Origin of the sequence: Mycolicibacterium arenosum (assembly GCF_024320865.1) — a bacterium.
Lineage (GTDB): Bacteria > Actinomycetota > Actinomycetes > Mycobacteriales > Mycobacteriaceae > Mycobacterium > Mycobacterium arenosum.
In genome coordinates, this window is record NZ_JANDBD010000002.1 from 437,324 (window position 1) to 459,585 (window position 22,262).

At 66.7% G+C, this 22,262-nt stretch carries 22 protein-coding genes and 1 pseudogene; 15 read left to right on the forward strand and 8 right to left on the reverse strand.

Going from position 1 to position 22,262, the window contains the following annotated elements; genetic code table 11:
• The first annotated feature begins 8 nt into the window (after positions 1 to 8).
• From NM203_RS05795 to NM203_RS05815, 5 genes are read left to right on the forward strand one after another with little or no spacing between them, the layout of a single operon-like run.
• A complete protein-coding gene (locus tag NM203_RS05795) occupies positions 9 to 1,367 on the forward strand; it encodes an ABC transporter substrate-binding protein (protein WP_408633299.1) in 1,359 nt (452 codons plus the stop codon).
• Entirely contained in the window at positions 1,367 to 2,350 is a 984-nt protein-coding gene (locus NM203_RS05800; protein ID WP_255058749.1) for a carbohydrate ABC transporter permease, read from the forward strand. Before NM203_RS05795 ends, NM203_RS05800 begins: the two co-directional genes overlap by 1 nt.
• Positions 2,351 to 2,352: 2 nt before the next feature.
• Positions 2,353 to 3,222, forward strand: coding sequence for a carbohydrate ABC transporter permease (locus NM203_RS05805; RefSeq protein ID WP_255058750.1), 870 nt, complete (start codon positions 2,353 to 2,355; stop codon positions 3,220 to 3,222).
• 41 nt (positions 3,223 to 3,263) lie between these two features.
• The gene (locus tag NM203_RS05810) at positions 3,264 to 4,346 is read left to right on the forward strand and encodes an ABC transporter ATP-binding protein (RefSeq protein ID WP_255058751.1); all 1,083 of its coding nucleotides are present in this window, start codon (positions 3,264 to 3,266) and stop codon (positions 4,344 to 4,346) included.
• Between the two features lie 44 nt (positions 4,347 to 4,390).
• Entirely contained in the window at positions 4,391 to 5,647 is a 1,257-nt protein-coding gene (locus NM203_RS05815; protein WP_255058752.1) for a DUF4032 domain-containing protein, read from the forward strand.
• A gap of 42 nt (positions 5,648 to 5,689) precedes the next feature.
• Here the strand turns inward: NM203_RS05815 and NM203_RS05820 are convergent, their stop codons facing one another.
• Together NM203_RS05820 and NM203_RS05825 are read right to left on the reverse strand one after the other, a co-directional pair.
• Positions 5,690 to 6,958: an HNH endonuclease gene (locus tag NM203_RS05820; RefSeq protein WP_255058753.1), complete on the reverse strand. Its 1,269-nt coding sequence runs from the start codon at positions 6,956 to 6,958 to the stop codon at positions 5,690 to 5,692.
• Between the two features lie 49 nt (positions 6,959 to 7,007).
• Entirely contained in the window at positions 7,008 to 7,229 is a 222-nt protein-coding gene (locus NM203_RS05825) for a hypothetical protein (protein ID WP_255058755.1), read from the reverse strand.
• A gap of 32 nt (positions 7,230 to 7,261) precedes the next feature.
• On the opposite strand from NM203_RS05825, the gene NM203_RS05830 reads away from it, so the two are divergent.
• The 3 genes and pseudogenes from NM203_RS05830 to NM203_RS05840 form a co-directional block, all read left to right on the forward strand.
• Positions 7,262 to 9,538 (forward strand): ATP-dependent DNA ligase, encoded by a 2,277-nt coding sequence (locus NM203_RS05830; RefSeq protein WP_255058756.1) that lies wholly within the window; start codon positions 7,262 to 7,264, stop codon positions 9,536 to 9,538.
• A 100-nt stretch (positions 9,539 to 9,638) separates the two neighbouring features.
• A complete protein-coding gene (locus NM203_RS05835) occupies positions 9,639 to 10,289 on the forward strand; it encodes a stage II sporulation protein M (protein WP_255058757.1) in 651 nt (216 codons plus the stop codon).
• 120 nt (positions 10,290 to 10,409) lie between these two features.
• A pseudogene (locus NM203_RS05840) lies at positions 10,410 to 10,574 on the forward strand (serine hydrolase); the annotation flags it as partial.
• A 7-nt stretch (positions 10,575 to 10,581) separates the two neighbouring features.
• On the opposite strand, the gene NM203_RS05845 reads toward NM203_RS05840, so the two are convergent.
• Positions 10,582 to 11,184 (reverse strand): TetR/AcrR family transcriptional regulator, encoded by a 603-nt coding sequence (locus NM203_RS05845; RefSeq protein ID WP_255058759.1) that lies wholly within the window; start codon positions 11,182 to 11,184, stop codon positions 10,582 to 10,584.
• A 106-nt stretch (positions 11,185 to 11,290) separates the two neighbouring features.
• Here NM203_RS05845 and NM203_RS05850 point away from each other — a divergent pair, with 106 nt between their 5' ends.
• The 3 genes from NM203_RS05850 to NM203_RS05860 are packed head-to-tail and all read left to right on the forward strand — an operon-like array spanning position 11,291 to position 13,040.
• Positions 11,291 to 11,653, forward strand: a complete 363-nt coding sequence (locus tag NM203_RS05850; protein ID WP_255058760.1) for a hypothetical protein — start codon at positions 11,291 to 11,293, stop codon at positions 11,651 to 11,653.
• 20 nt (positions 11,654 to 11,673) lie between these two features.
• Positions 11,674 to 12,390, forward strand: coding sequence for a CPBP family intramembrane glutamic endopeptidase (locus NM203_RS05855; protein WP_255058762.1), 717 nt, complete (start codon positions 11,674 to 11,676; stop codon positions 12,388 to 12,390).
• On the forward strand, positions 12,387 to 13,040 hold the full coding sequence (locus NM203_RS05860; RefSeq protein ID WP_255058763.1) for a hypothetical protein: 654 nt from the start codon (positions 12,387 to 12,389) through the stop codon (positions 13,038 to 13,040). The genes NM203_RS05855 and NM203_RS05860 overlap by 4 nt, the downstream gene beginning before the upstream one ends.
• Before the next feature lie 24 nt (positions 13,041 to 13,064).
• Here NM203_RS05860 and NM203_RS05865 read toward each other — a convergent pair whose 3' ends face one another.
• A complete protein-coding gene (locus tag NM203_RS05865) occupies positions 13,065 to 13,784 on the reverse strand; it encodes an SDR family NAD(P)-dependent oxidoreductase (protein ID WP_255058764.1) in 720 nt (239 codons plus the stop codon).
• A gap of 161 nt (positions 13,785 to 13,945) precedes the next feature.
• Between NM203_RS05865 and NM203_RS05870 the strand changes: the two genes are divergently transcribed.
• A complete protein-coding gene (locus NM203_RS05870; protein WP_255058766.1) occupies positions 13,946 to 14,812 on the forward strand; it encodes an acyl-CoA thioesterase in 867 nt (288 codons plus the stop codon).
• 5 nt (positions 14,813 to 14,817) lie between these two features.
• Here NM203_RS05870 and NM203_RS05875 read toward each other — a convergent pair whose 3' ends face one another.
• On the reverse strand, positions 14,818 to 15,468 hold the full coding sequence (locus tag NM203_RS05875; protein WP_255058768.1) for a GAF and ANTAR domain-containing protein: 651 nt from the start codon (positions 15,466 to 15,468) through the stop codon (positions 14,818 to 14,820).
• A gap of 105 nt (positions 15,469 to 15,573) precedes the next feature.
• Here NM203_RS05875 and NM203_RS05880 point away from each other — a divergent pair, with 105 nt between their 5' ends.
• Positions 15,574 to 15,816 (forward strand): hypothetical protein, encoded by a 243-nt coding sequence (locus tag NM203_RS05880; protein WP_408633308.1) that lies wholly within the window; start codon positions 15,574 to 15,576, stop codon positions 15,814 to 15,816.
• Positions 15,817 to 15,862: 46 nt separating this feature from the next.
• On the opposite strand, the gene NM203_RS05885 is transcribed toward NM203_RS05880, so the two are convergent.
• Positions 15,863 to 17,239 (reverse strand): aspartate aminotransferase family protein, encoded by a 1,377-nt coding sequence (locus tag NM203_RS05885; RefSeq protein ID WP_255058770.1) that lies wholly within the window; start codon positions 17,237 to 17,239, stop codon positions 15,863 to 15,865.
• 10 nt (positions 17,240 to 17,249) lie between these two features.
• Positions 17,250 to 18,752, reverse strand: a complete 1,503-nt coding sequence (locus tag NM203_RS05890; protein WP_255058771.1) for a CoA-acylating methylmalonate-semialdehyde dehydrogenase — start codon at positions 18,750 to 18,752, stop codon at positions 17,250 to 17,252.
• Positions 18,753 to 18,832: 80 nt separating this feature from the next.
• Between NM203_RS05890 and NM203_RS05895 the strand changes: the two genes are divergently transcribed.
• Together NM203_RS05895 and NM203_RS05900 are read left to right on the forward strand one after the other, a co-directional pair.
• A complete protein-coding gene (locus tag NM203_RS05895) occupies positions 18,833 to 20,428 on the forward strand; it encodes a PucR family transcriptional regulator (RefSeq protein WP_255058772.1) in 1,596 nt (531 codons plus the stop codon).
• Positions 20,429 to 20,562: 134 nt separating this feature from the next.
• On the forward strand, positions 20,563 to 21,633 hold the full coding sequence (locus tag NM203_RS05900; protein WP_255058773.1) for a GGDEF domain-containing protein: 1,071 nt from the start codon (positions 20,563 to 20,565) through the stop codon (positions 21,631 to 21,633).
• Here the strand turns inward: NM203_RS05900 and NM203_RS05905 are convergent.
• Positions 21,630 to 22,262, reverse strand: a complete 633-nt coding sequence (locus NM203_RS05905; RefSeq protein WP_255058774.1) for an Rv1733c family protein — start codon at positions 22,260 to 22,262, stop codon at positions 21,630 to 21,632. The two genes, NM203_RS05900 and NM203_RS05905, sit on opposite strands and share 4 nt — an antisense overlap.

Below are 22,262 nucleotides of genomic sequence, written 5' to 3' on the forward strand. Positions count from 1 at the left end.
GGCAAGGAGTGCTCAAGAAGCTATCCGCATGCGTCGCCGCGGTGGGGTTGACCCTCACAGCGGGGTGCGCCGGTGCGGGCAGTCTCGGCGCGTCCGACAACGAGGTGACGATCGCCCTGGTGTCGAACTCGCAGATGACTGACGCGCAGAAGCTGTCGTCGGAGTTCGAGAAGGAGAACCCCGGCGTCAAGCTGAAGTTCATCTCCCTGTCGGAGAACCAGGCTCGCGCCAAGATCACGATGTCGACGGCCATGGGAGGCAGTCAGTTCGACGTCGCGATGATCAGCAACTTCGAGACGCCGCAGTGGGCGAAAGACGGCTGGCTGCTGAACCTCTCGGATTACGCGAAGGAGACGCCGGGTTACGACGAGGCCGACTTCATTCCGTCGCTGCGGGAGTCCCTGTCGTACGAGGGCAACATGTACTCGGTGCCGTTCTACGGCGAGTCGTCGTTCCTGATGTACCGCAAGGACATGTTCGAGCAGGCCGGCATCACGGTCAACTCGGACCCGAGCTACCAACCCACCTGGCAGGAAGTCGCGGAGTGGGCCAGGACGATCAAGGCCAAGCAGGTCTCGGATGCGGGAATCTGCCTGCGTGGCAAGCCCGGTTGGGGTGAGGTGCTCGCACCGCTGGACACCGTGATCAACACCTTCGGCGGCCGCTGGTTCGACGATCAGTGGAACGCGCAGCTGAACAGCCCCGAGGTCAAGGAGGCCGTCAACTTCTACGTGAACACGATCAAGGAGTCCGGTGAGTTGGGCGCCTCCTCAACGGGTTTCCAGGAGTGCGCCAACCTGTTCGGCCAGGGCCAGACGGCCATGTGGTACGACGCGACGTCGGCGGTCTCGGTGCTCGAGGATCCCCAGACGTACCCGGATCTCGTCGGCAAGATCGGGTACCTGCCCGCTCCGATCGTCAAGAAGCCCAACTCGGGCTGGCTCTACACCTGGGCGCTCGGCATCCCGAAGGCCGCCAAGAACCCCGACGGCGCGTGGAAGTTCATCTCCTGGATGACGAGCAAGGACTACATGCGGCTGGTCGGCGAGAAGCTGGGCTGGGCGCGGGTACCACCGGGGAGCCGCACCTCGACTTACACCGAACTGCCGGAGTACGAGGCGATTTCGAAGTCCTATGGTCCGCTGACGTTGCAGTCGATCACCAACGCGACCCCGGACCAGCCCACCGTGCAGCCCGTTCCGTACACCGGTGTGCAGTTCGTCGGCATTCCCGAGTTCCAGGATTTGGGGACGCGGGTGAGCCAGCAGATCAGTGCGGCGATCGCCGGGCAGAAGTCCGTTGACGCCGCTCTGGAGCAAGCACAGTTGTATGCCGAGGTCGTCGGCAAGAGCTACCAGGAGAAGTGATGACTACGACTTCGCTAACCGATGGATCTGCGGCCGACACCGAGGAGAAGGCCGTCGCCGAACGGGTCCGAAGAATCAAGGAGTCCCAAGACGTCGGCGTGAGCCGCGCCGAGGGGTGGCGACGGCGCGGTCCGCTACTGCCAGCGCTCATCTTCATGATCGCCGTGACACAGGTTCCGTTCCTGTTCACGCTGTACTACTCCACGCTGTCGTGGAACCTGGTCCGTCCGGGGTCGCGTCAGTTCATCGGGTTGAACAACTACATCGCCGTCGTCCAGGACAGTCAGTTCTGGTCGGTGGCGGGTAACACCGTCATCCTGATCGTCGGGGTGGTGCTGATCTCGGCGCTGCTCGGCCTGGGAATAGCGCTGCTGCTGGACCGGGCGTTCCTGGGCCGAGGTGTGGTCCGGACCCTGCTGATCACGCCGTTCCTCATCACTCCCGTGGCGGGCGCCCTGATCTGGAAGACGACGATCCTCGACCCCAACAACGGCATCCTCAACTGGCTGCTGTCGCTGGTCGGCATCCCGCCCGTGGACTGGATCGGTCAGTTCCCGCTGGCCATGGTGATGGTCGAACTGATCTGGCAGTGGACGCCGTTCATGATGCTGCTGATCCTCGCGGGCCTGACGTCCATGCCGCGTGACCAACTCGAGGCGGGCCGGGTGGACGGCGCGACGGCGATCCAACTCTTCCGGGAGCTGACGCTGCCGCACCTCCGGCGCTTCATCGAGTTGGGCGTCGTGCTCGGCGCGGTCTATCTGGTCAACACCTTCGACGCGATCTTCATGATGACGCAGGGCGGCCCCGGCGTCGCCAGCGCGAACCTGCCGTTCTACATCTATCAGCGGGCCTTCCTCGGCTTCGACATGGGCCAGGCCGCGGCGATGGGCGTGGTGGTCGTCATCTTCACGATGATCATCGCCAGCTTCGCACTCCGATTGATCTTCAAATCATTCTCCGGCAAGGAAGAGGCGGCCTAGAAATGACCACCACAGTCGAAAGAACCTCGGCGGCAACCGATTCCGCCCCGGTGCGTAAGAAGAAGACGAAGAAGTTCAGCCCCTGGGGCGTGGTGGCCTGGCTCGTCGGGCTCGGCTTCTTCTTCCCGGTGTTCTGGATGGTGCTGACGTCGTTCAAGCAGGAGGGTGACGCGGCGACCAATCCGCCGAAGCTGTTCTTCACCCCCACGCTCGACCAGTACTCGGCCGTCTTCGATCAGGGCATCGGACCGGCGATGTTGAACTCCGTGTTCGCCACCGCCATGTCGACGATCCTGGTGTTGCTGCTCGGCGTACCCGCGGCGTTCGCGCTGTCGCTGCGCCCGGTCCGCAAGACCTCGGATGCGCTGTTCTTCTTCATGAGCACCAAGATGCTTCCCGTGGTCGCGGCGATCCTGCCGCTGTACGTCATCGTGTCCAACATCGGTCTGCTGGACAACATCTGGGCTCTGATCGTCCTCTACACGTCGATGAACCTGCCGATCGCGGTCTGGATGATGCGCTCCTTCTTCCTCGAGGTGCCGGGCGAACTGCTCGAGGCGGCAAGTCTCGACGGCGCCAGCCTCTGGCGTTCGGTGCGCGAGGTGATCCTGCCGTTGGTGTCACCCGGCATCGCGGCGACCGCACTGATCTGCGTCATCTTCGCCTGGAACGAGTTCTTCCTCGCGGTGAACCTCACCGCGGTCAACGCTCAGACCATGCCCGTGTACCTGGTCGGCTTCATCGCCGGTGAGGGTCAGTACTGGGCCGTGCTGTCGGCGGCCGCAACCATGGCGGCGCTGCCCGTGATCCTCTGCGGGTGGTTCGCTCAGAACAAGCTGGTGCGCGGACTCTCGTTCGGCGCGATCAAGTAACCCCCACACCACACACAGACGCAGAGAATTTGGAGAAAGCAATGGCTGCAATCACGTACAAGAACGCGACCTGCATCTACGAGGGGTCGGACAAGCTCGCGGTCGACTCACTCAACCTCGATATCCAGGACGGCGAGTTCATCGTGCTGGTCGGCCCGTCGGGATCGGGCAAGAGCACCGCGCTGCGGATGCTGGCCGGCCTCGAGGACATCGACGAGGGCGCCATCGAGATCGGCGGCAAGGACATGACGGGAGTGCCGTCGAAGGACCGCGACATCGCGATGGTGTTCCAGAACTACGCGCTCTACCCGAACAAGACGGTCGCCGAGAACATGGGCTTCGCGCTGAAACTGCGCGGCGTGCCCGCCGACGAGCGGCGCCGCAAGGTCGAGGACGCCGCCAAGATCCTGGATCTCACCGAGTTCCTGGATCGTAAGCCGGGCAAGCTGTCCGGTGGTCAGCGGCAGCGTGTGGCCATGGGCCGAGCCATCGTCCGTGAGCCGCAGGTCTTCTGCATGGACGAGCCGCTGTCGAACCTCGACGCCAAGCTGCGGGTGCAGACGCGCACCCAGATCGCCGCTCTGCAAAGGCGATTGGGCACGACGACCGTCTACGTCACGCACGATCAGGTCGAAGCCATGACGATGGGCGACCGCGTCGCGGTACTGCGGTTCGGCAAGCTGCAGCAGTTCGCCTCGCCCAACGAGCTCTACGACCGGCCCGCCAACGCGTTCGTCGCCGGCTTCATCGGCTCGCCCGCCATGAACCTGGTGGACCTGCCGGTCGCCGACAACGGGGTGAAGATCGGTGACTCCGTGCTGGAGATCGACCGCGCCGACGTCGCCAAGATCAGTGAGGCGGGCCTGTCGGAGGTCACGTTCGGCATCCGGCCCGAGCAGCTGGAGATCTCAAGCGACGGTGGCGGTGTCGAGGTCGTCGTAGATCTCGTCGAGGACCTCGGCAGCGAGGCCTACGTGTACACCCACGCGGGCTCGGGAGTCGAACTGGTGGCGCGGTGCAATCCGCGCACCGCGCCGAAGCTGGCCGACACCGTGCGGCTGCGCAAGAACCCCGAGGGTGCGGTGCACCTGTTCAATCCGAAGACCGGCGAACGTCTCAACTGACGTGCAAGCGCCGTTCGGCGGGCTGGAGCGAAGCGACTCGGGGAGTGGCTGAGTTCAGGCTCCGGGCGCCGACTCCCGGTCTCCTCGCCCTACCGTGGGATAGGCCGTTGTCGCAGTGGAACGTCCCCGACGTTCCACTGCGCGACATCGCCGTCGGGCCCAGTCGGCATCTGGTGAAGTTCGTCGACGCCGACGACGCGCTGTGGGCGGTGAAGGACATGCCGCCGCGGGTCGCGGCCAAGGAGTACGACGTGCTGCGTCGGCTCGAGGAGATGGGTCTGCCCGCGGTGCGTCCCGCAGGTCTGGTGGTGCAACCGGAGTTCGAGACCGCCATCCTGGTGACGCGTTACCTCGAGGGATCCTGGCAGTACCGGCGGCTGTTCATGCGGTTACCGCCCGATCAGCCGAAGCACCGTGCGCGGCTGCTCGACGGCATGGCCGGACTGCTGGTCGAGTTGCACCGGCACGGGGTGTTCTGGGGTGACTGCTCGCTGGCGAACACCCTGTTCTCCCGCGACGGACAGACGCTGCAGGCGTACCTCGTCGACGCCGAAACCTCAGAGGTGCATCCGGTGTTGAGCCGTGGGCAGCGCGAGCACGACCTCGACATCATGGTGGAGAACGTCGCGATGGGCATGGTCGATCTCGCCGAACGGCTCGGCCGATCGGAACTCGAGGACGTGCTGATCGAGGAGGTGGAGCAGGCCCGGCGACGCTACGACACGCTGTGGGAGGCACTGCACGCCGAACCGGTCTTCGGCTTCACCGACCGATACCGCGTCGAGGGCACCGTGCGCAAGCTGAACGACCTCGGGTTCGCGGTCGACGAGGTGTCGTTACAGCCCGTCGGGGATGATCCGAGTCAGCTGAGACTGCATGTGGCCGTGGGGGATCGGCGCTACCACGCGCAACGGCTGCAGGAGCTCACGGGCCTGGACGTCGGCGAGGGACAGGCACGGATCCTGCTCGGCGACCTGCGTGCGTACCAGGCGCAGCTGTGCCGGGAGGAGGGCCATGACGTCGACGAGCAGACCGCTGCGCGGCTATGGGTCATCGAGGTGGTGACGCCGACCGAACACGTCGCGCACGCGGCGTTGAACAACCGGGGCACCGCGATTCAGGCCTACTGCGACCTACTCGAGGTGCGTTGGCTGCTCAGCGAGCAGGCCGGTCGTGACGTCGGGACCAACGTCGCGCTGGCCGCGCTGACGCGAGGGGCGGCGCCCACTGATTCCGCGGCGAAGATGGCGGTCGCCGAGGTGCCCACGGAGCCGTTCGCCGTGCTGTCGGAGGACGACTGACGCTTTTAAGCGCTAACGGAATTCGCGCCGGTCCGATGGCGCCTATGCGGCGTTGTCCATGACTGCATCGGCCCAGGCGAGATCGTCGGCGAAGACGGTCTCGACGCGGCTGGGGCGCGTGCGGCGCCCCGGCAGTGGCGGCGCCTTCGAGCGGTAGCGATTTCCGGTGGGCGTGGTGACGTCGGCGGTGTGGGTGCCGTCGCGTTGTCGTGCGGTCACCACCCGCCAGCCAGGCGACTCCTTGGTGTAGTTGCACGCCTCGCACGCGCCGAGTCCGTTGAGTTCGGAGGTGGGGCCGTCGGCGGCGTGAGGTTGGGCGTGATCGGTGTGCCGAATAGGCGCGTCGCAATAGGGCGTTCGACAGGTGTCGTCGCGGAAGGCGATGAGCTGCGCGAGGCCCTTCGGGAACAGGCGCGCGCGGGATTCCATGGCCACCAGCGCGCCCGACGCCGGGTGGCGGTACAGCCGCCGCAGCGTCGCCTTGGACCGCTCGTCGAGAATCGCGTCTCCGGTCAGTTGGCACGCGATCGCCGCCGGGATCGGCCCGTAGCCGGGAACCCGCGCGGGCGTGGTGTCTCCTGCGAGCAGCGTCTCGTCGGTGATGACGAGGTCGACGGCGATCGGGACCGGCGCTTCGGCAGGGCGGCCGGTGACCCGTTCGTAGAGCGTGTCGGCCATGACCTGCCCGCGGCCCCTACCGTCGCAGGCGACGTCGGCCTGTCGTTTCAGGGCGGCGAAGATCCCGACGCCTTTGGGCATGGGCACCAGCGCGGTCACGTAGGCCATGTTGTCCGGTGCCGGCCTGACGCTGACGGTACGCTCGGCTTCCTTCTTGACGGCCCTGTCGACGAACGCCTGCGGGTCGAGTTCGTAGGCGATTTCCCTGGCCCTGGCTTCGATTCGCTTGTCGCCCAGGCCTTCCAACTCCGTGGTGTCGGCGCACATCCTCCTGTCCAGTTCGCCGCGGTCCTCGACGGACAGACAGGCGGACTCGCGCACGATGAGCGTCGCCCGCCACTCCGAGAGCGCGTTGGCCTTGAGAGCGGCCAGGGTGTGCGGCATTTCGAACACGAGGGCTTTGGCGAAGCCGAGGTGCCGGCCTCCACGATTCGGCGAGTCCTTACGTGCCAGGGCGATCTCACCGGCGATTCCCCTGCCGCGCCGGGATGCGGGGATGCCGGCGGCGATCTCGCGTTCGCACCGCTCCTTTTCGAACTGCACGGCCAGTTCCGCCTGCTCGGCGGCGGCAGCTGATTTCACCGCCTCGAGCGCGGCCATTCGCGCGATCAGTGCGCGCTCAGAATCGAACATATGTGCGATTCTACATCGCACGGCCGACAATTTAGTTGCCTGCCGATGGTCAGATCGCGGGCTCGTCGCCGGGGGTCAGGCCGCTCGGGAGGTTCGGGCTGAGGCCCATGCCGTCGTGCGTGGCGATCTGCGACGGAGTCGTCCTGCAGTTGGAGTCCATCGGCGTCTGATCGCCCGAGCAGTACGGCACCAGGTCCTGCGGGTCCGCGCTCGCCGGCGCGGCGACCGCGACGGCGGCCCCCGTCATCAGCGCGACCAGCAGGGTTCTCACCGAACCGACGATACGCGCGCGATACTGGCCGGGTGGAGCGTTACGACAGGGTTCGACTGACGAATCCCGACAAAGTGCTCTATCCGGCGACCGGCACGACGAAAGCCGAGATCTTCGAGTACTACGTCGCGATCGCCGAGGCGATGCTGCCCCACATCGCGGGCCGGCCCGTGACGCGGAAGCGGTGGCCCAACGGCATCGGGGAGATGGAGTTCTTCGAGAAGCAGTTGGCGTCATCGGCACCCGACTGGCTGCACCGCGGCACCGTCCACCACAAGTCCGGATCGACGACGTACCCGATCATCGACACCCGCGAGGGTTTGGCGTGGATCGCCCAGCAGGCGGCACTCGAAGTGCACGTGCCGCAGTGGCGCTTCGATGATCGAGGTGAACCCGGTCCGGCGACCCGCGTCGTGTTCGACCTCGATCCCGGCGACGACGTCACGTTCCGCCAACTGTGCGAGGTCGCCAACGAGGTGCGCGACATCATCACCGACATCGGCCTCGCCGTCTTCCCGCTGACCAGTGGCAGCAAGGGTCTGCACCTGTACGTCCCGCTGGAGTCGCCGATCAGCTCGCGCGGAGCGTCCACGCTCGCGAAACGCATTGCCCAGCAACTCGAGAAGACCATGCCGAAGCAGGTCACCGCGACGATGACCAAGAGCCTCCGGGCGGGCAAGGTGTTCCTCGACTGGAGCCAGAACAGCGCGGCCAAGACGACGATCGCGCCGTACTCGATGCGCGGTCGTGCCGAGCCGACGGTGGCCGCACCGCGCACCTGGGACGAGATCGCCGATCCGGGACTGCGCCACCTGCGCTTCGACGAGGTGCTGGAACGTGTTGAGCGCGAAGGGGATCTGCTCGCCGACCTCGACACCGACGCCCCGGTGGCCGACAAGCTCACCACCTACCGCAGGATGCGGGACCCCGGTAGAACGCCCGAACCGGTGCCTGCGACGCCCCCGGTGCAGGGCAACAACAACACGTTCGTCATCCAGGAGCATCACGCCCGTCGACTCCACTACGACTTCCGACTCGAGCGCGACGGTGTGCTGGTGTCGTGGGCGGTGCCGAAGAACCTGCCCGAGACGCCCTCGGTGAACCACCTCGCCGTGCACACCGAGGACCACCCACTTGAGTACGCGACGTTCGAGGGCGACATCCCGCGAGGGGAGTACGGCGGGGGGAAGGTGATCGTCTGGGATTCGGGCACATACGAGACCGAGAAGTTCCGCGATCCAGGGGTGGACGGCGAGAGGAAGATCGACGGCCGCAAAGGCGAGGTGATCGTCACCCTGCACGGGTCGAAGATCGAGGGTCGCTACGCGCTGATCCAGACCGACGGCAAGAACTGGCTGGCGCACCGGATGAAGGAGCAGCGCACGTTCGACGCCAAGGACATGGCGCCGATGCTGGCCACCCACGGCTCGGTGGAGAAGCTGACATCGACGGTGTGGGCGTTCGAGGGCAAGTGGGACGGCTACCGCCTGCTGGTCGACGCCGACCACGGCGAGTTGACGCTGACGTCACGCAGCGGTCGTGACGTCACCCGAGAGTTCCCCCAATTGCGATCGCTGGCAGCCGATCTCGCTGATCACCACGTGGTGCTCGACGGGGAGGTGGTAGCGCTCGACTCCTCGGGAGTGCCGAGCTTCCAGGCGATCCAGCACCGCAACGCCGACAGCAACATCGAGTTCTGGGCGTTCGACGTCCTGGCACTGGACGGCCGCTCGCTGCTGCGGGCCAAGTATCGGGACCGACGTCGAATCCTGGAGATGCTGTCCGACGGCGGAGTGCCGATCGTGCCGGAACAACTCCCCGGAACCGGGCCCGAGGCGCTCGAGTACGCGCAGTCGAAGCGGTGGGAGGGCGTGATCGCCAAGAAGTGGGATTCCACCTATCAGCCCGGCCGGCGTTCGCACTCGTGGATCAAGGACAAGCTCTGGCGCACACAGGAAGTCGTCATCGGCGGCTGGCGCGCTGGGGAGGGCGGGCGCACCAGCGGGATCGGGGCGCTGCTCGTCGGAGTGCCAGGGGACGGCGGTCTCGACTTCGCGGGCCGCGTCGGCACCGGGTTCACCGAGAAGGATCTGGCCGCGCTGAAGAAGACGCTGGCTCCGCTCCACACCGACGAATCCCCCTTCGCCGCAAGGTTGACCGGTCCGGACGCCAAGGGCGTGACGTTCGTGCGCCCCGAACTGGTGGGGGAGGTGCGCTTCAGCGAACGCACCTCCGACGGCAGACTGCGGCAGCCGAGTTGGCGAGGCCTGCGTCCGGATAAGTCGCCGGACGAGGTGGTGTGGGAGTAGTGCTGTAGACGCGAGCGGTTCTATCACAGCGTGCTAGTGTGGACTCCTCGCTAGTACAGCGTACTAGCGTCAGTCCCCCGAACGACAAGGCGCAGCAGTTGTGACTTCACCCTCCGAGACGACGTCGAGTCCGTCCGCGTGGCGGCCACTAGGCCCGGTGCGCGCGAACGCCCGCGCCTACGTGGTGATGAACGCGGGCGCCTACGGCCTGTTCCTGGCCGGTTTCGTTGTCGGAATGCTGTTCCCGCAGCTCAGCCGAACGCAGCACACACAGTTGGTCGAGGACGGCACGGCTGATCTCGTTCAGTCGCTGATCAACGAACCCTGGCTCTTCGCGTTGACCATTCTCGCGGTGAACACGGTGAAGATGGGCGCACTGACGATCGTGGTGCCGTCGATGGTCGTGCCCTTCGCCGGCATCCCACTGTTCGCATACTGGGCGTTCACGACAGGACTGACTCTCGTCCCTGCGAGTGACATCGGCTGGGTGGCTCTGATCCCGCACTCCCTCACGCTGATCGTCGAGTTCCAGGCCTACATCCTTCTCCTGCTGGGTGCGTTGCTGCTCGGTAGGTGCTGGCTATGGCCGCAGAGCATGGGAGCTCGGAATCGACGGGAGGGCTACCTTCGAGGACTGCGACAACTCGGCTGGCTCGCCTTGTCTGCTCTCGTCCTGCTCGTCGCGGGAGCGGTGTACGAGGCCTTCTCGCTGAGATACCTCGTTCATCCGCTTGCTCAGTGGCTGTTGTGATTACGTTGCGCACCTTGATAACCAGGCTGAGCGCGTGCCTGATGATCTCGATTGTCGCGGCTGGGTGCAGCGGTCCCGTGCACGAGGTTCGGCAAGTCGACCCCGTCGGATCCGTCGGCGCTGTTCGACAAGACCGGTTCCACCAACGGTTTCGGTTCCTACGTCGCCTACCTCCCCCGAGAACGACTCGCCGTGATTCTGCTGGCCAACAAGAACTACCCGAACGCCGCACGCGTCGATGCTGCGTATCGGATTCTGAAAAGCGTTGGCCACGTGGTGGAATGACCACTGTTCACGTTCTGCGCTTTAGGACGCTGTCAGCGGCAGTGCGGAGCGTATGAGCCTCGTAGGCAAGCCGTTCACGGTCACCTGGGAGGGCACGCTCGAATGAGAGTCCATTAACCACGGTGTTCAGGAACCTCGCCTGCACATCGATAGCGCCGGACGCGAGCGCTCCCTCGTCGCGCAAGGTGCCGAGCCAACGCGCGATGTAGTCCACGTTAAGGCGTTCGAGCGCGAGAAAGGCATGGGTGGCATCCGCGGACGGTGGCGATGCGACGTACGCGTCGTGTAGGGCGCGCCAGTGCTCGCGTGCCCGCTCGCCCGTACCCACCTGTGACAGCAGCAAGTGCAGGCAGGCCACGAGACGGTCGCCGGGGTCGCTGGAGGTGTCTTGCATCGGGTCGTCGGGGATGTCGAGGTCGTAGAGTCCGGCGATCACGGTGTCGATCAGTGCCTGCTGAGTCGGGAAGAAGTGGCGCAGCGAGCCGGCACTGACCCCGGCGCGCGCGGCGACGGCGCGCACACTCAGCCGGGAGGTCGGATCCTCGCCGAGCATGGTCGCCGCGGCGATCAGGATCTTGTCTCGCGTGCTGTGCTTCGTCGGCTCGCTCATCGGTTGGCCACCTCCCCGTCCGTTCTAGCACACTGTGCTACCTTCGAGTCTCGGAACTAGTACAGCGTACTAGAACGTATTGGATGCAGCACGAAGGAGATTTCGCATGAGTGCCAACCGAGTCACCGTGACCGCAGACCACCTCGTGGTCGAGCCGACGGGGTTCACCAAGGTCTGGTCGTTGACACGGCGTCTGCAGTTCCCACTCGAGCGGGTGCGAGGAGCAACCTTCGACCCCGGCGTGCGAGAGGAGCCGAAGGGGTGGCGAGGTCCCGGCCTCGGATTGCCCGGCAAGCTCGCCGGCACGTTCCACGCAGCCGGAAGGAAGCAGTTCTGGAACGTCTCCGGATACGACCGCGCGATCGTCATCACGCTCGATGACGCCGAACGCTTCGACCGACTGGTCCTGACCGTCGACGACCCGAACGACGTCGTCGAAGCCATCAACGGAGCCGTCGGCGCGCGCTGATCTTGGCGAAGGAACAGACGATGAACACCATGACCCGGTGCTGGATCTTGCAGGGCGATGATCCAGCACCGACCCCGCCGGTCCCGGCCGGCGTCGAGTATCACCGCGTGTACGCGGAAGCGCGTCGTGGCATCCTGCGTGGCATCGCGGCCATCGCACTGCTGGTGATCGGACCCCTGGTACTGATCGCGGTCGCGTTGGTTGCTCTAAATGAAACCGGCAGCGTTCCGTGGGCGACTGCGGATCTCGTGGCGTTCTTCGTCATCGGCATGGTGCTTACCCCACTTGCGGCAGCGGGCGAAGAATACGGATTCCGCGGCTTCATGTTTCGCGTACTCGGTAGCTGGACGCGGGAGGCGCGGTCCGGTGCGATCCTGGGCATCGTCGTGACGACGGTGCTGTTCTCGCTCGCACACGGCACGCTCGATCCGTTCCTGCTGACGTCGTACCTGGTGCTGTTCTCGTCGATGGCGATCGTCACCTGGCGCACCGGCGGCCTCGAGGTCGCGGTCGTCCTCCACGGTGTCTACAACGTGGCGTTCCTCGTGCTCTCCACGACCCTGCACATCGACATCGGCGCGCAGTTGGCGAATCGAGGTGACGCGGTCGGCTCGATGGCGAACCTGGTGCCCAGCGCCGCGTTGATGCTCATCACCGCGACCGTGTGGTGGATGACTCGCGGGAGTGGGCCTGCGCGCACGCCTGCGGACTGCCCGGCGTCGGGGTTCGAGCAGTGAGCCCGCGCTGGAACGAACGTCGGCTCGCCAAGCGTGTGAAGCCCGGTGACGGGCGCCCGCTGAAGCCCTTCCGTTGGTGGCAGCTGACGCGACGTTCGGTCATGTCGATCGCGCTCCCGGTTGACGGCCGACAGATCGTGCACACGATCGAGGTGAAGCACGGTGGCGACGTTGACACAGGCGTCGTCAAGGCGGGGCTCTACCTCGACGGGCAGCTCAGGGCGCAGTCGAAGGTGCCCGCTCGATTCCCCGTCACGCACGGCCATATCGAGGTCCGCACCAGCCAGGTAGGACTACGACGTTGTCACTTCGTTGCCCACGACGGCACCGAGCGGCGTCTCGTGCCCGATCCGAAGTCCGCTGAGGGGCGACGCATGCGTTTCGCACATGCGCATCCCCTCGCGAGTGGATTCATCAGTGCGGTCTCGGTGCTGCTGCTGCTCATCGGCGTAGGGCTCAACCTGCTGCAGGCCGCAGAGCCGATCTCCGAGATTCCCTTCATTGCAAGCACATTCGGCACCTTCGAATCGCCCTTGCATCTTCCGTTGTGGCTCAACCTCGCATTGGGAATCGGCGCGGTAGTCGGGGCGATGGAGCGGGCAATGCACATGCGCCACCACTGGCTACTCGATGGAGGTGCCGGCACCTGACACCCGCAGACAACCCGCTGGACGTCAGCAGGCGGTGCCGCGATCCACCGACAGCACCGCACCGGTGACTGACGCCGCCGCGTCCGAGGCCAGGTAGGCGATGGCGTCGGCAACGTCCTTGGGCGGCATGAATCCGTATCGGGCACCGGCGGTCTCCATGAGCAACTCCCAGTCGAGGTCGGTGTCCGGATGCTCGGCCGCCGCCTTGACCGGCAGGTCCGTCTCGACACCGCCGGGGCAGACGGTGTTGACGCGGATGCCGTCGGCGGCCAACTCGAGCGCCAGGGACTTCATGAGCAGGATGACACCGCCCTTCGAAGCGCAGTACGCGGCCTGGTAGGGCTGGGCCCGGAGGCCGGCGATGGAGGCGACGGTGACGATGTTGCCCTTGCTGGCGCGCAGGTGCGGCAGCGCGGCACGGCAGATCAACATGGGACCGGTCAGATTCACGCCGATGTGCCGCTGCCAGGTGGCGACGTCGAGGTCACCGAACTTGCGGAACTGGTCGATTCCGGCGACGTTGACCACGATGTCGAGCCCGCCGAGGCGCTCCGTCGCGGTGGTCATGGCGGCGTCGACCGAGATTGTGTCGCCGACGTCGCAGGCCACGTCGCCGTCACCGGGGTTCAGGTCCAGGCCGATCACCGAGGCGCCCTCGGCGTCGAGCAGTTCGACCGTCGCGCGACCCACTCCGCCGGCCGCTCCCGTCACAACCGCCCGTTTACCGATGAACCGTCCACTCACCGTGCGCTCCTTTCGTCGAGCCCTCCCGTTCTACTCCGGCGTATCCGGCAAGACGACCGAATCGCTCGAAGGCCATGGTGCGACATCGATGTGGCACCGCCCCCGCGGCCCGTGGCCGGACCGACTTATAGGCTGTGGCCCGTGCACGGAGGACCGAGGGAGTGAGTGACTCGATCCTGGACGAGGTGGTGGCGCTGCTCGACATCGATCGGCTCGGCGACGACACGTTCATCGCCGGACACGCGGCGAGTGCCGCCGAGACCGGCCACGTTTTCGGCGGACTGGTGGCGGCGCAGGCGACGGTCGCGGCGTGCCGAACAGTGGCCACGGACAGGCCGATCCACTCGCTGCACGCTTACTTCCTGCGGCCCGGCGATCCGGGGCATCCCATCGAGCTCCGCGTCGAGATGACCCGCGACGGTCGATCCTTCAGCCATCGGCGGGTCAGCGCGGTGCAGCAGGGCCGCGCCATCATGGAGATGGCCTGCTCCTTCGCCATGCCGGAACCGGGCTTGCGCCATCAGGTTTCGATGCCGGAGGTACCGTCGCCTGAGGAGTTGACGTCGGACTGGACCCGGCTTCGATCGATGCCCGACGTGGTGCCCTCGCTCGCACGACCGGCTGCGTTCGACATCCGCTCGGTGGGCAATCACTCACGCGTCAGCCGGGATCTCGGCGAGACGACGGACCGGTCGCAAATGTGGATGCGGGCCGACGGCGACGTCGGTGACGACCCGCTTTTGCACACCGCGCTTTTCGTGTACGCCAGCGACCTGACGGTGCTCGATCCGGTCACCCGTCCGAACGCACGATCGATGGCGGCGGAGGACGTTCTGCCCGCCACGATCGACCACGCGGTCTGGTTTCACCGCGCGTCGCGCGCCGACGAGTGGTGGTTGTGCGACGCCGACTCGCCGTGGGCGGGTGACGGACGCGGTTTCGCGCGGGCGTGCGTGTTCGACCGCAGCGGTGCGTTGGTCGCCGAGATCGCTCAGGAGGGCCTGATCCGGCTTCCAGGCGACTGCTAGAGCGCTCAGCTCTCCCTGGTGCCGATCACGCGGTCGGCGATGTCGACGAGTTTGACGTTCTGTTCCTGGCTCAGCTGGCGCAGCATCCCGAAGGCGCGGACGTCGTCCACGCCGAAGCGCTCCATGATGACGCCCTTCGCCTGACCGATCCGATCGCGGGTCAACAGGGCGGCTTGAAGCTGCTGTTCCTGCTGTGTGGCCATGATCGCCGCGGCCGCGTGGGCGGCGAGCACGGCACCGGTCGACTCGTCGTCCGGCTCCCAGTCGCGGGGGTGAAAGCCGAAGAGATTCAGGGCCCCTGCGGTTTGGCTACCGGTGTAGAGCTTGAACGACAAGCCGCTGAGCACGCCGATCTCGGCGACCGCGGGAGAGTACTGAGGCCATCGCGACTCGAGGCGGAAGTCGTTGGTCTGCACGATCGTGTCCGCCAGCGCCGCTTGCACGCACGGACCCTCGTCGAAGGTCATCTGCAGAACATCGAGCTGGGCCGGCAGATCGGACGTGGTGGCAAGGGATTCGAAGCCGCCGCCGGGGGTGATCAGCAGGATCCCCGCGGTGTCGACACCGGGGATCAGTTCCACGGCTGCCGCCGTCACCTCGGCGAGGACCGCGTCGAGCGTGCGTTCCGTCGCCAGGGTGCGCGCCATATCCGCCATACGGACGGCGAAATTGTGGTTGGAGGGGCTTATCACCGCGAGCGCTTTCCCGGTTTGCCGATGGCCAAACCGGTTCAGGCCATTCACCGCGGGTACTGCCACTCGATGAGCTTCATCGATGACGTCAAGAACAAAGTGGGCGATCTGGCCGGCACGGCTCGCGACAACCGTGCCGCGCGCCAGGAGAAGGCCGAATCCGACGTGAAGCCCGACGCCGGGGTCGCAGGGTCGCGCGCGAACGTCGATGACCAGGATGGCAGTTACGTTGGCCGGACGAGTCCGCAGTTCGACGCCGACGTGCAGGAGAGCGGCGCGGAGGCGCGCAGTGAGGCCGAGCGGAACACGTAGTCGGGTTAGCCTCCCGAATAGCGATCCTGCGCGCGGAGATCCGCCCTCAGACGTGGCTGTCGGCGACGTCCAATGCGGCGTCGAGGATTTCGAGACCTTCCCGCGCTTCGTCGTCGGAGACGGTGCACGGCGGCACGACGTGGATGCGGTTGAAGTTCGCGAACGGTAGCAGCCCGCGCGACTTGCAGGCCGCGACGGTCTCGTTCAGCGCCGCGCTGCTGGAACCGTACGGTGCCAACGGTTCTCGCGTCGACTGGTCCGCGACGAGTTCGACGGCCCAGAACACGCCGAGCCCTCGGACCTCGCCGACGCTGCGGTGGCGGCGGGCGATGTCGCGGAGGCCGGGGCCGATAACCTCCTCGCCGACACGGGCGGCGTTGGTGACGACGCCCTCGTCCCGCATTGCGGTGATCGTCGCCACGGCGGCGGCGGTGGCCAGTGGGTGGCCCGAGTACGTCAGGCCGCCCGGATACGGTCGGTGCGCGAAGGTTTCGGCGATGGCGGAGTTGATCGCCACCCCGCCCAGTGGCACGTACCCGGAGTTGACCCCCTTGGCGAACGTCAGAAGGTCGGGCGTGACGTCGAAGTGATCGACGGAGAACCACGCGCCGCTGCGACCGAAGCCCGCCATCACCTCGTCGGCGATGAACACGATGCCGTAGCGGTCGCAGATCTCCCGCACTCCCGCGAGGTATCCCGGTGGCGGAACCATTATGCCCGCGGTGCCGGGAATGGTCTCCAGCACGATCGCCGCGATCGTCGACGGACCCTCGAGTCGGATGACCTCGTCGAGGTGCGCCAAGGCGAACTCCGTCTCCTCGGCCTCGGTCGTCGCGCGGAAGTGCGAGCGGTACAGGAACGGCCCGAAGAAGTGCACGACGCCGCTGGTGCCGTGGTCGTTGGGCCACCGGCGGGGATCGCCGGTCATGTTGATCGCCGTGTCGGTGCCGCCGTGGTAGGACCGGTAGCGCGTCAGCACCTTATAGCGGCCGGTGTGCAGCCGCGCCATCCGCACCGCGTGCTCGTTGGCGTCGGCGCCGCCGTTGGTGAAGAACACCTTGTTCAGATCGCCGGGGGTCAGCTCCGCGATCAGCCGGGCCGCCTCGGAACGGGCGTCGTTGGCGTACTGCGGAGCCACGGTGCACAGCGTGGCCGCCTGCTCCTGGATCGCCGCTACCACCTTCGGGTGCTGATGACCGATGTTGGTGTTGACGAGCTGAGAGCTGAAGTCCAGCAGCCGGTTTCCCTCGCCGTCCCACACGTGGCTGCCCTGCGACGCGGTGATCGTCATGGGCGTGATCTCGGCCTGCGCCGACCACGAGTGGAACACGTGTGCCCGGTCCAGCGCGTAGGCTCGGGCGGCGCGCTGGCGGGCCTCGTCGGTGGTGAGGCCGTTGGGCAGGGTGTCGATGGCGAGTGTCACGGGAAGCGACCTACTGGTTTTCGGGGAAGCCGAGGTTGATGCCGCCGTGGCTGGGGTCGAGCCAACGCTGTGTGATGGCCTTCTGGCGGGTGAAGAACTGCACGCCGTCCATGCCGTGGGCGTGGCTGTCGCCGAACAGGGAGGCTTTCCAGCCGCCGAAACTGTAGTAGGCCATGGGGACGGGGATGGGGACGTTGATGCCGACCATGCCGACTTCGACTTCGTTCTGGAAGCGTCGGGCGGCGCCGCCGTCGTTGGTGAAGATGGCGGTGCCGTTGCCGTAGGGGTTGGTGTTGATCAGTTCCAGGGCGTGGTCGTAGGTCTCGACGCGTAGCACTGAGAGGACGGGGCCGAAGATCTCGTCGGTGTAGACGCTCATGTCGGGGGTGACCTGATCGAGCAGGGTGGGGCCCAGCCAGAAGCCGCTGGAATCCCTGTCGGCGCCGTCTTCTGAGATGGTGCGGCCGTCGACGACGACTTTGGCGCCGTCGGTTTCGCCGGCGTCGATGTAGGAGGCGACCTTGTCGCGGTGGGCTTTGGTGACCAGGGGGCCCATGTCGGAGTCCGTGGTGCCGTCGCCGATTTTCAGTGGTGTGGTGCGTTCGGCGATCTTGGCGACGAGGTCGTCGGCGATGGGGCCGACGGCCACGCAGGCGCTGATGGCCATGCAGCGTTCGCCGGCGGAGCCGAAGCCGGCGTTGACCATGGCGTCGGCGGCCAGGTCGAGGTCGGCGTCGGGCAGGACGACGGCGTGGTTCTTGGCCCCGCCGAGGGCTTGGACGCGTTTGCCCGCCGCGGTGGCGGTGGCGTAGACGTACTGCGCGATGGGGGTCGAGCCCACGAAGCTGATCGACTTGATCTTGGGGTTGGTCAGCAGTTCGTCGACGGCGGTCTTGTCGCCCTGCAGGACGTTGAACACGCCGTCGGGCAGGCCGGCGTCCTTCCACAGGTTCGCGATCCACAACGACGCGGTCGGGTCCTTCTCCGAGGGTTTGAGCACCACGGTGTTGCCGCAGGCGATCGCCACGGGGAAGAACCACATGGGGACCATGGCCGGGAAGTTGAACGGGGAGATGATGCCGACCGGTCCCAGCGGCTGGCGGATCGAGTAGACGTCGACTTTGGTGGAGGCGTTCTCGGTGTAGCCGCCTTTGAGCAGATGCGGGATACCGCAGGCGAATTCGACGACTTCCTGGCCGCGGGCGACTTCGCCGAGGGCGTCGGAGACGACTTTGCCGTGCTCGCTGGTGATGATCTCGGCGAGTTCGCCCTTGCGGGTGTTGAGCAACTCGCGGAAGGTGAACAGGATCTGGGTGCGTTTGGCCAGCGAGGTGTCGCGCCAGGCGGGGAACGCCGCGGCGGCGGCGTCGATGACGTGGCGGGCGTCCTCGACGGTCGCGAGGGCGACCTGCCCGGTCACCTCGCCGCTGGCCGGGTTGGTCACCGGCGCCGTCGCGCTGCTCGAACCGTCGAAGGGGGCGTTATCAACCCAATGGGAAATCGTGTTCGCCATGCGTCCATTGTCGCCGCTCGTGATCGTGAGTTGTGGTTACGTTATGTATCCGATTCCGCCCACACGGATACACTGTGTAAATGGCCATGACCGTCGGTGAGGTGATCGGCCTCCCGGAGGTGCAGCGCGGGGACCCTGAGGTGCTGAGCAGCTCGCGGTGGTCGGATCCCATCCGCTGGTTGCACGTCGGGGACGTCGCCGACCTGCCGTCGATGCTGCAGGGCGGCGAGTTGGTGTTCACCACCGGTGTCGGACTCGGGCGCGCCCCCAAGCGGTACCTGCAGGGTTTGGCGCACGCCGGGGCCCTCGGCCTGGTCGTCGAACTGGGTAGGGCGATGCCGACGATCCCCGCGTCGCTTCCGGCGCTTGCGCACGAGCTCGACCTGGCGCTTGTCACGCTGCACCGACAGATCAAGTTCGTGAGCGTGACCGAGGTGGTGCACCGGCGCATCGTCGCGGATCAGTACGACGAGGTGGCCTTCGACCGCCGCGTGCACGAGACCTTCACCGAACTCAGCATGAGGCGAGCGTCCATCGGGGGCATCATCGACGCGGCATCGCGCATGCTGAATCTGTCGGTGGTGCTGGAGGACCTCGCGCATCAGGCGGTCGCGACGAGTGGTGGCAGCGCCGCGGATCTGCTCGACGACTGGGAGCGGCGATCGCGAGGGACGCCCGCCGATTGGGCCGTGACTCCTGTAGGTCCGCGCGGGGAGGAGTGGGGGCGGCTGATCGTGCCCGTCGCCACCGATCACCGCGCCCGGACGTCGATGGTGCTGGAGCGAGCCTCGGCTGCGCTGGCGATGAGCCGGATGGTCGAGCGGAGTCGCAGCGGGCTGCACCAGCAGGCGCAGAGCGGGCTGATCGACGACGTGCTGCAGGGGCGCGTCGCCGATGAACGAGACGCTGCCGCGCGAGCGCACGCGTTGGGACTGCGCAAGGCATCGCGCTACCAGCCCGTCGTGGTCCGCGTGGCGCGTTCCCGGTTGGCCAGGGATCCCGTTGTCACGCAACGACGTAACGCCGAACTGCTGGACGCCGTCGCGCACGCGGTGAATGCAGCGGGCCACACCGGGCTGTTCGCAGGACGGCGGGACGGTGAGATCGCGGCCGTGCTCGCGCTCAACTCCTCCAGGGGCGGCGTGGACAAGGCGTTGGCCGACATGGGCGAACGTCTCGACGCCGACGTCCGTCGCGTCGGCGGCATCACCCGGACGGTGTGCGCGGTCGGGACGCCCGAACCCGAACTCACCGACGCCATTCGCGGGGTGGCCGAGGCCGCCCACGTCGCCGAGGTGGCGCTGGCGATGCCGCCGAACCCGCGGTGGTACTACCGCGCATCCGACGTCCGTCTCCGGGGACTGATAGCACTGCTCGGTGATGACGCGCGCGTGCAGCGGTTCGCGGAAACCGAACTCAAGCCGCTGCTGGATCTCGGCGCGGCAGGCGACGTCGACTTGCTTCGCGAGTATCTGAGTCTCGCCGGAAACAAGGCGGCGCTGGCCGCCCGACGGCACATCAGCAGGCCGTCGCTTTACAAGCGGCTGGCCGGGATCGAGCGGACGCTCGGCGTCGACTTGGACGATGCGGAGTCGATGACCTCGCTGTCGGTGGCGCTCATGGTCGTCGATGCACGGCGAGGGGTCGACCCCGTACTCGGGAAGTCGGGGATCTAGCCGGAGCGACGATTGCTGACCGATGGTACGAAACGCTCGGCTAATCATCCCGTTCTTGCAGTTCACTGGCATGTTCGCGGCTGCCATGTACCCTCGACGTAAATTTGCTGACTTCAGAGGCAAGGGCGACGACGATGACGGCCGCGGTACCGAGTAGCAGGTGGCTCCTCCGGGCCAACCACTACGAGTGGATCACCGACTACCTGGCCGCACGTCAGATGGCCGGCGCCGTTCGGGTCATGATGGCGCTGGTCTCCGCATCGCTCGCCGTATGTCTGCTGGCACTTCTGCGCAGTGTCGACGGCCCGCGCGGCCTCGCCGCCGCGATGATGTGGACCGCGTTCGTCGGTGGGGTCGCAGGTGCGCTGCTGTGGGCGCTGCGATGGCCGACCCGACGACAGTCGTCGGCCTACGCCGTGGTGTCGAGCACCTCGGTCGCACTGGCCTGCCTGTCCTACCCCAACCCTCAGGGTGCGCTCACGGGGTGCATCGCGTTCGCGATCATCGCCGCCTACATCGCGTTCTTCCACTCCTCGGCACTGGTGTTCTGCCACTTCGCCCTGGCCGCCATCGTGGCCGCGATCGCCGCGGCACGCGTAATCGCCGAGGGGCACCTCGCGCTCGCCGCGGTCGACCTCTTCCTGGTTCTCCAGATCAACATCGTCATGCCGGTATCGATTCACGTTCTCATCCGCGCGCTGGGCGTCGACCTCGAGGAGGCGGACCGCGATCCGCTTACCGGGTTGCTCAACCGGCGGTCCTTTCAACAGCACACGGCGAAGATGGTGGCGGCCACGGTGCGACCGCACCTGGTAGTCGCGATGGTCGACCTCGACGACTTCAAGAGCATCAACGACACTCACGGTCACCAGGCCGGCGACGACGCACTGGTGTCGGTGGGGCGTGCGCTGGGGGCGGCGGTCTTCGACACCACCGCGGTCATCGCCCGGCTCGGGGGTGAGGAGTTCGTGGTCGCCGCCGCGTGCCGGACCAACGATCCGGCGCTGTTGTCCCGCCGGATCTGCGACGCGATCGCCGACCTCCCCGTACCGATCACAGCGAGCGTGGGGACGGCGAGCGCCGAGATCCGGACCCTGCACGGTGACGACCTCGGTGCTCGCGTCGACCGCTTGGTCGTGGCCGCCGATGAGGCGATGTACAACGCGAAACGAGCCGGCGGCAACAGGTTTCGCCACGCCGGTTAGTGCCGGTTGGCCCAGCCGTCGTCGTTGTGCGCCAGAAGACGAATTTCACGCTCCCACAGGCGGTCTCGGGAGCGGTCCAGCACGCGCCGGACGAGATACGCGGCCAGCACGCTGCACATCACGATGCTCACCCAGAGGGTCCCCGCGGCGGCAATCGAGTTGAACTCGGCGTCGCTCGTCGTCAGCGGCGCGGCGACGACCTTGCCGCTTCGGTCCAGCCAGATCGTCATCTGGTCGCCCGCTTTGATCGTGGCGGGTCCGACAACGGACTCGGAACGCGTCTGCTGCCCTTCGCGCCACTGCGCTTGGACGTAGGCCGGGGTGTCCAGGTCCGTCGGGAGGCCGATGCCCTCGACGACGGTCGCCTGCACCGAGTGCCGACTCTGCGCCTGCTCCGCAGCCGTCCGCATGCCGCTGTCGTGCACGAGGGTCCCCGCCGACACCGCCGCGGGAATCGCGAACAGGGCGGTGGCGAGAACGCCGATGACAGCGAGGGCTTCGAGCCGGTCGACCGCGCGGACCAGCGGGTTGACACCGAGTGCGCGCAGGTACCAACCGATGCGGCCAGCAAACAGTGTGATGCCGGTTACATCGTTATCAGCGGCGCTTTCACCGTTTCGCGCAAACAT